General features: G+C 43.6%; 8 protein-coding genes. 6 read left to right on the forward strand and 2 right to left on the reverse strand.

From position 1 onward, the window contains the following. The first annotated feature begins 23 nt into the window (after nt 1-23). From LNTAR_RS02055 to LNTAR_RS02080, 6 genes are all read left to right on the forward strand, one after another. Nucleotides 24-455 carry a hypothetical protein gene (locus LNTAR_RS02055; RefSeq protein WP_007276960.1) on the forward strand — a complete coding sequence of 144 codons (432 nt, stop codon included), beginning with the start codon at nt 24-26 and terminating at the stop codon, nt 453-455. Nucleotides 456-616: 161 nt separating this feature from the next. After that, the gene (locus LNTAR_RS02060) at nt 617-1,423 is read left to right on the forward strand and encodes a DUF1559 family PulG-like putative transporter (RefSeq protein WP_007276961.1); all 807 of its coding nucleotides are present in this window, start codon (nt 617-619) and stop codon (nt 1,421-1,423) included. A 99-nt stretch (nt 1,424-1,522) separates the two neighbouring features. Beyond that, nucleotides 1,523-4,264, forward strand: coding sequence for a dienelactone hydrolase family protein (locus tag LNTAR_RS02065; protein WP_007276962.1), 2,742 nt, complete (start codon nt 1,523-1,525; stop codon nt 4,262-4,264). Between the two features lies 1 nt (nt 4,265). Next, nucleotides 4,266-5,630 carry a GDSL-type esterase/lipase family protein gene (locus tag LNTAR_RS02070; RefSeq protein WP_007276963.1) on the forward strand — a complete coding sequence of 455 codons (1,365 nt, stop codon included), beginning with the start codon at nt 4,266-4,268 and terminating at the stop codon, nt 5,628-5,630. A gap of 18 nt (nt 5,631-5,648) precedes the next feature. After that, entirely contained in the window at nt 5,649-8,129 is a 2,481-nt protein-coding gene (locus LNTAR_RS26465; protein ID WP_007276964.1) for an MGH1-like glycoside hydrolase domain-containing protein, read from the forward strand. A 41-nt stretch (nt 8,130-8,170) separates the two neighbouring features. Beyond that, complete coding sequence (locus LNTAR_RS02080) at nt 8,171-9,691, forward strand: sialate O-acetylesterase (protein WP_007276965.1); 1,521 nt, start codon at nt 8,171-8,173, stop codon at nt 9,689-9,691. Nucleotides 9,692-9,846: 155 nt separating this feature from the next. On the opposite strand, the gene LNTAR_RS02085 is transcribed toward LNTAR_RS02080, so the two are convergent. Both LNTAR_RS02085 and LNTAR_RS02090 read right to left on the reverse strand, forming a co-directional pair. After that, nucleotides 9,847-10,542, reverse strand: a complete 696-nt coding sequence (locus LNTAR_RS02085; protein WP_007276966.1) for a 3-keto-disaccharide hydrolase — start codon at nt 10,540-10,542, stop codon at nt 9,847-9,849. 352 nt (nt 10,543-10,894) lie between these two features. Continuing rightward, complete coding sequence (locus tag LNTAR_RS02090) at nt 10,895-11,830, reverse strand: alpha/beta hydrolase family protein (protein ID WP_007276967.1); 936 nt, start codon at nt 11,828-11,830, stop codon at nt 10,895-10,897. Nucleotides 11,831-12,049: the final 219 nt, after the last annotated feature.

The following is a 12,049-nucleotide window of genomic DNA, read 5'->3' on the forward strand; positions in this document are numbered from 1 at the left end:
ATCTAACCATCAATAGTTACGGCATGTCAACAGGGTGGGCCGATATCGTTGCTGGAGTCATGCAGGGTATTCAAAACAACCGTTTTTCTGTCTGGAGGAGCGGGGCCAATATAACAACTTATAGAGTGACGGAAATCGACGATCCGACTGGATCTTTGGTTCTCACAGAAGTTGACGTCAAGAGTGCTGCACACACGTCCCTGTACCAAGGCTCTGCAAATATGATTTTTGATCCCGAAGTCCAAACAGGTCAAACTTTTAACGGTCTCCCTTCATACATTGCAACAAATGCCGCTTGGGAAAATAAAACTCTCGACTTACATAATAAAGCAAAAGTGAACTACATGTTTGTCGATGGTCATGTTGAAAGCCACCACCCCTTTTCTTCATCAGTCATTGGCGCTGGAACTCCAGCTGCTCCAGCAGGCATGTGGACTACTATTAAAGGTGATTAATCCCCCCTTTATCGACATGATAATAAAATATGAAAAAAACTTAAAAACTCGTTGAGATCATCTTAAGCCTCGTCGTTTTAATGTTTAAAGGATGAGAAAGTTGATCAAAAATCGCTTTCCAAATCTTCAACATCAACGAACTAAAATTAAGGGGGCTTAATATGCTTAGTTCAAAAAAAACTGAAGTAAAATTCACTCTCATTGAGTTACTGGTAGTTATTGCCATCATCGGCATACTTGCATCACTATTACTCCCATCGTTAAAGTCAGCTCGCGGAGCCGCTCGCCAAGCAAGTTGCATGAATAACCAAAAACAGATTGGGATTGCATTGCAACTATATTATGATGATAGCAACGGCGAATTACCCTACGCTAAAAATCCAATTATTGGCGCTTACGGCTGGGAAGACCAATTAAGGGGGTACATGGGAGGTAGTACACTCGCTAATCCAGCAGTAACAATATGGAATGAAGAACAGGCTCTTGAACTATTAAGATGTCCCAGCGCCAAAGAAAAAACTTGTGCTGGTAGAGACGACCGCCAAAGAATAAGTTATGGCATGGCCGCTGGCGATGCCAATCGAATAAATGATGGTAGCAAAGATAGGTTTGCTTATCATGCAGTAGGTACAGCTCCTTACACAAGAACAATTGATAGTATAGAAGATACCAGCGGAACGTTAGCTATAACTGAAATAGATTACACAGGCGGATCTAGATGGGACTATTCTCAAGGCTTAGGTTCAATGTTGTTGGAACCAGAATTTCAGGCTGGACCAAATGGCATTGGCTATACTACCAACACAGATACAACTAATACCACTTTTGATCTTCACAATAATCAAAAAGTCAACAATCTATTAGCCGATGGTCACGTAGAGGCTCACAATCCTTATTCATCAGCTGTCATTGGTTCAGGTACTCCTGCTAACCCTCAAGGTATGTGGACAACTGCAAAGGGCGATTAAATCTTTCTTTTTTCAATTCTGATCTGTATCAAAATCTTCACAGTTGCTGTTTAATATTTAAATTCAAAAATTATTATAATTTCTATACGGACAAACACCATGCGTAAAACTTTTACTTCATTAGCCTTATTATTTGCGATCTCCGCAAGCGCCGCTGACAAATCGAACGATACCCTCCCTCCCCTTTCCCCAAATAATATGCCAGAGAGTATTCCAGCACTTTGGGCAAGATTTGATGCTAAAAAAGACCCGCTTGAAACAGAGGTTCTCCACGAGTACGAAAAAGATGGCGTCAAAGTTCAAATGATTTCCTATGTGGTGGGAACTTTCAAAGGTAAAAAAGTGCGCATGGGTGGCTACCTAGCTTTTCCAAAAAATACTAAGGGCAAACTTCCTGGCATCGTACAAATTCACGGAGGTGGTCAACGCGCCATGGGTGATTACGCTCAGGGCATTGCTCAAAATGGTTATGCGGTTCTCGCAACCAACTGGGGCGGACGCCTCATGCAGCACCAGGAAGCAGGTCAGCCTGCAGAAGGAAAAATTGGCACTGACTGGGCACCTCTCGACGCAACCCAAAAAAATAATGCCTGGTATGCAAAAACTGAAGCAGGTCCCGTGAGTTACGACGACTTTGATTCTCCACGCAATAATAATTGGTACCTCATCAACTTAGCCAACAAACGTGCGATCACCCTGCTACAGAAACTCGACTTTGTCGATGCAAATAAAATCGGTGTTCATGGTCACTCCATGGGGGGAAAACTCTCAGTCATGCTCGCCGGAACCGATGACCGCATTAAAGTTGCCGTACCTTCTTGCGGCGGCACTGGAACTGCACCTACTGAACTCAAAAAGCGTAAAGGCAATTCAGCGCGCCCTCAGCCGATCACTCCCCTTTATGCCAAGTACATCGATGATGCAAAAATGCTTCCCTACGTCAAAGCACCTATCATGTATAATGGCCCACAAAATGACTTCAATGGCATGATGTCCAACATGGCTTTCAACTGGCCTGCCATTCCTTCATCCACTCCCGTACGCTTTTCCATTAGTTCTCACCTCAATCACCGTCATGCTCACGAGTCTTCCTATGTTGACTTACTCATGTTTGAGCAATACCTCAAAGGCACATATAAGCTCCCTAAGACGCCAAAAATCAAAGTTGATTTAAAGGGCGATAAAAATGGCCCGCTCATCACCCTCATCCCCGACACATCAAAAGAAATTGACCATGTGCAAATTTTCTATACGCAGGATCCCAATGGTCAATTCCGCTTTCACCGTACGGCAAGAGCAAAAAAAGTCGGCAATAAGTACATTGCTTCCGCACCGATACTCTCCAAGAATCTCGGCTTCTTCGCCATGGCCAACGTCTTCTATAAGCACCCAAAAGAACTCAATCTCCATGGCCCACGCTGGAACAAAAACCCAGCTGACACCTATATCTTGAGTACCAACATTCAAAAATATGAAATTGCTGAAGTTCAAAAAGCCAACCCAGCAGTCACTGATCAATTCACTCGCATCATCGAAAAAGATTTACAAAAATCAGACCTGCCCGATTGGTATAAATATTCACAAACGGCCATTCACACTCGCAAAATCCGCGACCCAAAATGGCGAGGTCCCATTGGCTCCAAGCTTTCAATTGATGTTCTTGACCCCGATGCCGAGAACCTCATCCTCGAACTCGAATTCAACTGTTACTCTAAGTATGGTCGCGAATATGCCGCAGGCATGTTCTATGTCGTCAAGCCGCTTAAAAAATCAAATGATTGGCAGACTGTGGAAATTGACGTTACAGATCTAAAACCCCTCAAAAACACTCACAACGGCACGCCAAAAGATTGGCAAACTCTTGATCACCTTACGATCAACAGCAGCTTAAGAGTGAACGCCAATGGTCAAACGCAAACCTTCCGCGCCAATTCCAAACACGGCAAGGGACGTCAAATGCGCAATATCAAATGGGTCGGTGGCGATTATCCGCAAACGATTCTTATGAATGGCGGTGGTCTGGAACTCAATGCAGCCGACTACGAAAAGCAATTCAATAATCAAATCGACGTCTCCATTGAACTTGAAGAGAAAGTCGATGGCCTCGAGAAAGCCAAAGAAATTAAAGCCACCCCTATCAGTTATCAAGCTTCAAGCGATACTTCAAACAATCAGCTTCCCACCCCTTGGCAGTCAAAAAATATCGGAGTCGCCCCCGCTTCTGGTGAGGTACAGTTTCGGGGTGGGAAGTTTTTTATTAGTGGTTCAGGTAGCGATGCCATTGGCAAACAAAAAGATAGCTTCAATTACGTCTACAGGGAGTTCGAAGGCGATGGCAGTATCATAGTAAAAGTAAATTCAGTCTCTGGACAAAACCGTGTCCACTTTGACTTCTATGGTTTAATGTTTAGAGCCAGTCTCGATGATGATGCCCCGATGTTTTCCTTCGCACATACTCTATTTAGAACTTGTGCTTTTTATAGACAAAACAAAGGTCAAAGAGGCATAGGAAATCATGAAAATGGTAATAACCAAGTCCCCATCTGGTTGAAGATTGATCGTTCAGGAGATGATTTCACCGCATCTTTTTCTCTTGATAAACGCTCTTGGACAAAACAGTATAGTGCTAATGTCAACTTACCTAAAAAGCTCTATATCGGCATGTTCTCCACCTCTTCTAAAGATGAAAATGCCGCCGGTGCTGAATTCTCAGACTTTGAAATAAATGGCTCCTCAACAAATCGTAGTGAAAGAGATAAGCAATTTGAGTCAAAAAAGGAAAAAGGTTCAATGCCAGTTCAAACACCTAGTAAACCTAAAAAAGAAATCATCTCCATTTAAAATGAAACTCACAGATAATTGTCTTTATTTTTTACTGATTTTTTTTGCGAATATCGCATTTACTCAACCCGAAACTATCAATCCCGTTCCACAGCCCCACAAATGGTGGGCAGAACGCCATGATTTAAAACTCCAGGAAGTGGCCAACGCAGATGTGGATCTCCTACTCATCGGAGATTCCATCACACATTACTGGGAACGCAGCCCTAGCTACAACTACTTTTATGGTGACCGCAAAATCTTAAATATCGGTTACGGCGGCGACAAAACACAAAATGTTCTTTGGAGAATTGATAAAGGTGAACTAAAAGGCCTCAAGCCCAAAGTGATCAGCCTCATGATTGGCACCAACAATTCTAACCACTTCGATCCCAAAGATACTCTCGTGGGGATTCAAAAAATCATCTCTGAATTGCGTTTGCGACTTCCGCAAAGTAAGATCCTACTCCACTCCATACTACCCCGTGGAGTACAGCAACTCGATCAGAAAAACCGTATCGTCAATAAATCTTTACCTGAACTCGTAGATAATAAAAATGTCTTTTTCTTAAACCTTTACGATAAGTTCCTCAATTCCGACGGTAGTCAGAACATGAAACTCTATTATCACGATGGCGTCCATCTAAGTGATCAAGGCTATTTTGTCTGGGCTAATGCCATGGAGAACTTCATCAGTAAAGAACTTGCGGACAGCGCAAAAGACCCGAATCCTCCTTCAGCTATTATTCCTATAGCTCAAAACGGCGATCGTCATAAGGCCAAAGTCAAAGAAGCCGCAGCTTCAAATCACGATCTCATTTTCATTGGCGATTCCATCACACACTTTTATGACCGCGATGGAAACTGGGGATCCTCTGTATGGGACAAATACTACAAGCATCGAAATGCCATGAACCTCGGCTTCGGAGGCAACACCACCGGCAAAGTCATCTGGCGTTTACAAAATGGTCAAATTGCAGGACAAACGCCCAAAGTCTGCGTCTTGATGATTGGCACCAACAATACTCATGTTAGCAAAGACAAGGCCGAAAACACCTTCAAGGGAATCGAACGAATTGTCGACATTTTGAAACAAAAATTACCCAGTTCAAAAATCCTAGTGCTCTCCATTTTTCCACGCGGGAAAGATCATTCCGATCCCCTCCGCCAAGAGAATCAGCGAGTTAATAAAATGCTCCCCAACTTGGCCGACAACAAAACGGTTTATCACCTGGACATTAATCAATCCTTTCTCGACAAAGACGGCAAACTCTCTAGGGATCTCATGCCCGACCTACTCCACCCCAACACTAAGGGCTATCAAGTTTGGGCCGAAGCCATGGAACCTACCTTAAGCAAATTGCTCAATGACACGCCTGTAAACTAAAATCAATTAACAAATTTCATGAAATACTTTTTAATCTTCCTATTTTCTCTCTCAGCTTTGGCTTTCTCACCAGCCAAAAAAGAAAGCTTCCAACGCAGTTGGGTTCCCGAACCCATTTTTGATAAAGAGCCCGCTTATGTCGACCTCTACTGGACTGCCTGGAAGCAGGCTTATGATCATGTCGACATCAAAGACGGTATCCCCCAAAGTCCTTACATGGACGAAGCATTCGCCAGTAGCCATGTCTGGATTTGGGACACCTGTTTCATGGTTCTTTTTTGTAAATACTCACCGGAAAAATTCCCCGGCGTCGAAACACTCAATAACTTTTACGAAGCCTTTCATACCGACAAATATAAATCAGGAAACTTCCCCCTAGGCATTCAGCATCCGGATAATCCCCCGCTCTTTGCCTGGGCCGAATACGGCAATTACCTTTTTACAGGTGATGACCAACATGCCGAAACACTCTTAACTGACACCCAATACCTGCAAAAGCATTTCAACTGGTTCCACGACTTGGAAAAAGGCTGGCGCTTTAAGTACAAAGGTGGTGAAAGTGCTCCCGTCTCCAAAGATAATACTCCTCTCGGGTATAAATGGGGTGGTTGCCCAAGCGGCATGGATAACACTCCACGTGCGCCCCATGGCTTATGGCTCGATGCTTTAGCTCAGCAAGGCTTATCTGCTCTCGCTATTTACCGCATGGCTGAACGCATCGGCAAAGATGAAATGGCCGCCAAGTGGAAAAATAAATACGAAGAAATCAAAAAACTCGTCAACACTCATTACTGGGACGAAAAAGACGGCATTTACTATGATATTTCAGAAGATGGCAAGAAGTTTTATAAAATCAAAACTCCCGCTTCCTACTGGCCCATGCTAGCAGAAATGTGTAGCCCTGAACAAGCTAAGCGCATGGCTGAACACATTTCCGACCCAAAAATCTTTGGTGGCATGCGCCCCTGGGTTACCGTTTCCCGTAGCGACAAAAACTTCGTCAGTCCCGATGGTGCCTACTGGCGTGGTGGCATTTGGCTCCCCACTGCCTACATGGGGACCAAGGCTTTAGAAAAGTACGGTTATCATAAAGAAGCTAACAAAGCTGCCGAGAACCTCATCGCTCACATGGCACGCACCTACGATACCGTTGAACCAAAAACCATTTGGGAATGCTATAGTCCGACTCGTGATTACCCCGTTGTGCGCCAAAATGGTCACATCGTTCGTAAAGATTTTTGTGGTTGGTCGGCGCTTGGCCCCATTTCCATGTTCATTGAAAACGTTTTGGGTTTCCACACAGTGGATGCCAAAAATAAACTGGTTGAATGGAACCTTCACCAACAATCGCGCCACGGCATCAAAAACTTCAAATTTGGAAAAATTGCCACAGACATCATTTATAATGGCAAAGATGAAATCAGCATCAGTACTAACCAGGCTTATACTCTGGTCATCAATGGTAAAGAATTCCCCATTAAAGCTGGGAAAAACAAACTTGCTTTTAAAGCTCCACAAGAAACTGAATTTAAGCTCGAGGTCCAAAATGCCGATGCTTCCGGATCCTACGCCGAAGCCAAACTCATAAAACTTCAGGCTCCAACAACTAAGGGAGATAAACAATTCTATAATTGGACCATTTCCGATGGCGAAATTGATGATGCTCAAAACCCCAATACACTCTTTTACATGCCTGGAAAAGACGTCGTAGTCAAAGCCAATTACCGCAAAGTCCACGCAGTCAAATTTATTATTCCCTCAGGGCTAGAACATCTCGGCGATGGTTCTTTAGATCAAAAAGTTACTGATGGCAAAAACGCTCAAGAGCCATTTATTCGCGCCAAGTACGGCTGGGCTTTTGATGGCTGGGATAAGTCTCTTAATAATATAACTGATGAACTTACCATCCGTGCCATCGCATCTCCATCCAGCGAACTTATTGACAACGGTGATTTTTCAAAAGGCGTTAAACACTCAGCCAAATGGAATGAGTTTAAAGCGAAATCATCCCAAGCAAAAACCTGGTACATCCCCTTGTTTGACGACCGATTTAAACTCAACAAAGAAAATCATAGTGTTATCAACAATCACCTTAATAGTGACAAGGCCAGTGCAATGTACCAAAGCCTTGAGTCACCTCCTGCAGGAAATTATACTTTCTCCTTTGATTACATGAGTAAAGACGTGGAACAAACCCAAAAGAACCAATTTTCATGGGCTATCCTCGCCTACTTCAAAGATTCCAAAGATGATCAACTCGGTTATGGCAACAGCTTTTCTTCAGTGGAAGAACTTCCTATTTCAGGTAAAAAGCTCGCTTCTTCCAGCTTTGCTCCCGGTAGCTGCTCATGGCAAACTTTAGCAGATCAAAAAATTACTGTGCCAGCTAATGTCGAACGACTTGTCATCGCCCTAGGCGTCAATCAGATAAAAAGCTCAAAAGGCGACAAGTTCGCCATCTCTAATGTTCAGCTCAAACTCGACAAGAGCTCCAATTAAAAATACTTTTATTTAAATCACTTCAATTCAAAGGAAAAAAAATGTTCAAATCCAAGCTTTCTCAAGCACTCCTGCTCTCGGCTAGTTTCTTATTTCAGGCTCAGGCAGATATCACCCTACCAAAAATCATGGATTCCCAAATGGTGCTCCAGCGCAATGCCAAAGTTCCTATCTGGGGCTGGGCCGATCAGGGTGAAAAGGTCACCGTTTCTTTTGCGGGCCAGACAAAGACTGCCATGCCCAATGAGAAAGGAAAATGGATGGTGGAACTCGAACCCCTTCAGGCTTCTGCTCAAGGACGCGACCTCATCATCAAGGGGAAAAATTCCGTCACTTTAAACGACATCCTCGTCGGTGAAGTTTGGCTCGCCTCCGGCCAGTCCAACATGGAATGGACTTTTGCCCAAAGTAACAAGCAGGAATTTGAGTACGCCAAAACTTTTGCTGATAACAAAAACATTCGCTTTTTCCACGTGGAGCATCACCTCCAGGCAGGTACCCCCATGGACGACACCCTTGGTCGCTGGAAACTTCCCGCTGAATTTATTAAACACTCCCACATGGTTTCTGCCGTAGGCTTTTACTTTGCAGCGAAGCTACACAATGAGCTCAATGTTCCCATTGGAATTTTAGATGCTAACTGGGGTGGCATGAGAATTGATAATTTCATTTCTGAAGAGGGCTATAAAAGCCAAAATCTTCCCCTGCGTAAACACCATCAAAATAACGACCCCAATGTTCGTCTCAACAAACTCAAACGCATGCGTGACTCCATTGATCACGCTATTACACTCGCAGAAAAAGGCATCACTACCTCTATTCTCGAAGATCGCGTCAATGGCTGGGCTGAAAACATAATCTACAACGCCATGATCGCCCCGCTGACTCCCTACGCCATCAAAGGTGCCATTTGGTATCAGGGCGAATCCAACCGTACCGACAATAAATATTTTGAAAAACTTAAAGCTCTCTCCTACGGCTGGTCCAAAGCCTTCCGAGTTAAAGACATCCCCCTCTATCAAGTTCAGATTGCTCCTTTTGATTACACTCGTGGACAAAACCCAAAAGATCACACGCTCGGCGATAATGTCTGGAAAGCCCAATACCGCGGCGCCAAAGAAATCCTCGGCGTCGGCATCATCCCCATTCACGACACCAACATTAATATAAAAGATATCCACCCCCAGCATAAACGCCCCGTTGGTGAAAGACTTGCGGATCTCGCACTCAACAAAAACTACGGGAAGTCCAACAATGCTTCAGCTCCGGAATTCGCTTCTGCGAAGTCCGCAAACGGCAAAGTCATTGTCAGTTTTAAGAACCTCAAGAACTCACTCACCAGCTTTGACGGCAAGCCACTGACTCATTTTGAACTCTCTGCTGACGGCAAAAACTTTGTCGCTGCGCAAGCCGCAATTAAAGGCAAAACCGTGGAAGTCACTTCCGCATCCCTTCCCACCCCCAAATACGTTCGCATGGGCTGGAGCGACATCGCCATCCCTAACCTCTGCGAAAAAGATGGCTGGCCTGTCTACGCCTTCCCTGCACAGGAAGTTAAATAACTTGGAGTTCCGGACTCATGATCCGCATATGATCATTGACGTTTTTTGGCGCACGATAAATCGGGGACTACATACAGCATTAGGCTCGCAGTTCAGGCTTTAGCCTGCTGATTGAAACGACGAGTTCCTAATCGACATTTATCAAAAACAGAGTTCTACTTCAAATCTTTGATCATAATATTTTTCCAAGTCACCTCATAGGGGCCTTTGCCCTTTGGGATGGAGTGAACCTGAAGGCCGATGAAACCTTCGGGGTGGCTTTTTAACTTTGCGTCATCAGTGAGGTCAGAAACTTGCGTACCATTGATCCAAGTTTGAATTTTTGCGCCCTTCGCAATAATGAGAACGGTATTCCATTCACCGTTTTTCATGAGGGTATGTGGCTTAAGTTTGGCTTTGGGAGTCATCCATCCACCGCATGCTTCGCCATAGATATAACCTGACTCCGCGCCTTTTCCCTTAGTTGCTTCCACTTCAACTTGTGGTCCATTGACTCGTTTTTTAGCATTATTATCATTAGAACGGATCTGTATACCGGAATTAAGCTGATCATTAATCAGTTTTACCTCTAGCGTTAACTCAAAGTCACTGAATAATTTATCTGAACATAAAAAAGTATTTTTACTGCCATCAGTTGTTTTGCCGATGATGGCGCCATTTTCGACTCGATAAGTTCCCGTCCCATTGCGCACAGTCCAGCCACTTAAATCTTTGCCATTAAAAAGTGCCGTAAAGCCCTCTTCAGCACTAACTGAAAAAAACATGAATGAAGCAAGAAGAACAAAATTGAAGTATTTCATCATAAAACCCTTAACGATATTAATTAATAAGCAGTAAATAAGACCTGCCATGATGGCAGACTCATTTCTAATACCTCTACACACATTATGACTCAGTTTAATGTGACATCGCTTTTAAGGCTGAGCCATAAATTTAATAAGTTCTCGTGCGCTTAAGTGAGTTTCAAAAAGAAATACGATTACCCACAGGCATGGTGCTTCGCACAGGAGATGGACGCTATCCCTCTCGAGCTCTCCCTGCAGAATGCTGCCGTACGGACTAATACTTTTTGTCCGCCTATCTGGCAAGGCCCTTGAACAGGCGACTAGGGGGCCTTACCCCGCTTTATGGGTAGTTATGAAAAGAAACACTCATTATTTTTTAATTTTCCGCACAAAATTTCTGAGCGTATAGCGAAGTATTTTACTTTTTCATAATTGGCTGAGAAATGAACTCGTGAATGATCTCTTTGATTTCTTTGCCTTGCACACCATGCTTAGAACCCACGGCCTTAATATGCTTAAAGTTCCCATCTAAGTATTCATAAGTCATGAGCTTATTATTTTTAGGATGTGGCTTTCCTGCGGAGTCCGCTAATTGAGGAGCTTTTTCACCCATGTGAACAGCCCAACGATAAAAGCTATCTTGGGCAGCTATAAAACTTATACCCAAAGTTCCTGTCCCCCCCGTATACGGTACAATTTGATCCTCAGTTCCATTTATCTGTAAAAAACGTCTTCCTTTTGCAGGTACAATAGCTGTTTTATTATTATCTCCTCCTGTAGGGTCCCACAAAAAATTCTTGCCATCATAACGCTCAGTAGTGAGCCCCCCAATTGAGCAAATGCCATGATGAAAAGTACCTTCTTCCAATTCAATCATCAAACGATACAAAAGCCCTGCGCCATTAGACGAACCATGAATAGCAATATTGCTCCCATCAACAACTTTACACGTTTTGAGATAGCTAATAATTTGACGGACAAAATCCACATCAGGCCTTTTTTGTGACCAGCCCTTATTGTAACCATCTGGTGCAATCACTATCCTATCTGTCATTCTCTTTAAATTCATCATTTTACGCTCACCCGTTCCACCGCGACCATGAAGCGCAATATAAACTGGAAAGGGACCCTCTCCCTGTGGAACCTGCACGTAAACGGCTCGATCGTAATCAATGACCTCAGCCCAAGATTGACGGATATGAAAGACCCCCGATTTTAGCACCCCATTAGCCGCTTTATATACCACGGCCTTGCTTGTTCCCCTCTTTTCTTTTGCAGATCTTTTCCCTTGAGAGAACGCTGTCCCCAGCAACACTGTCGAACTTAGTAATATTAATAATAATCCCTTGCGCATTTTTTCGTCCTTTACTTTATTTCAATAATTGAAGCGTGTAAAACACAGCTGTGCTTGTGTCCTACTTTATACTTCAATACGCAAGTCCCTGGCGCGATCTATCAGCTGATGATTAAATATTGGATTATTAAATAGTTCAAAGTATTTTATTTTTCAGCGCAAGATTTGATACAATTAACGAATTAATTTGTTAAGTACAAAAACACAATGGAGTCACAA

The sequence above is a fragment of the Lentisphaera araneosa HTCC2155 genome (assembly GCF_000170755.1).
Lineage (GTDB): Bacteria > Verrucomicrobiota > Lentisphaeria > Lentisphaerales > Lentisphaeraceae > Lentisphaera > Lentisphaera araneosa.

What these genes read in the sequence shown, in the direction of transcription:
- LNTAR_RS02085 (WP_007276966.1), bottom strand. Translation starts at nt 10,542, where the DNA reads ATGGCAGGTCTTATTTACTGCTTATTAATTAATATCGTTAAGGGTTTT.
- LNTAR_RS02080 (WP_007276965.1), top strand. Translation starts at nt 8,171, where the DNA reads ATGTTCAAATCCAAGCTTTCTCAAGCACTCCTGCTCTCGGCTAGTTTC.
- LNTAR_RS02090 (WP_007276967.1), bottom strand. Translation starts at nt 11,830, where the DNA reads ATGCGCAAGGGATTATTATTAATATTACTAAGTTCGACAGTGTTGCTG.
- LNTAR_RS02070 (WP_007276963.1), top strand. Translation starts at nt 4,266, where the DNA reads ATGAAACTCACAGATAATTGTCTTTATTTTTTACTGATTTTTTTTGCG.
- LNTAR_RS26465 (WP_007276964.1), top strand. Translation starts at nt 5,649, where the DNA reads ATGAAATACTTTTTAATCTTCCTATTTTCTCTCTCAGCTTTGGCTTTC.
- LNTAR_RS02065 (WP_007276962.1), top strand. Translation starts at nt 1,523, where the DNA reads ATGCGTAAAACTTTTACTTCATTAGCCTTATTATTTGCGATCTCCGCA.
- LNTAR_RS02060 (WP_007276961.1), top strand. Translation starts at nt 617, where the DNA reads ATGCTTAGTTCAAAAAAAACTGAAGTAAAATTCACTCTCATTGAGTTA.
- LNTAR_RS02055 (WP_007276960.1), top strand. Translation starts at nt 24, where the DNA reads ATGTCAACAGGGTGGGCCGATATCGTTGCTGGAGTCATGCAGGGTATT.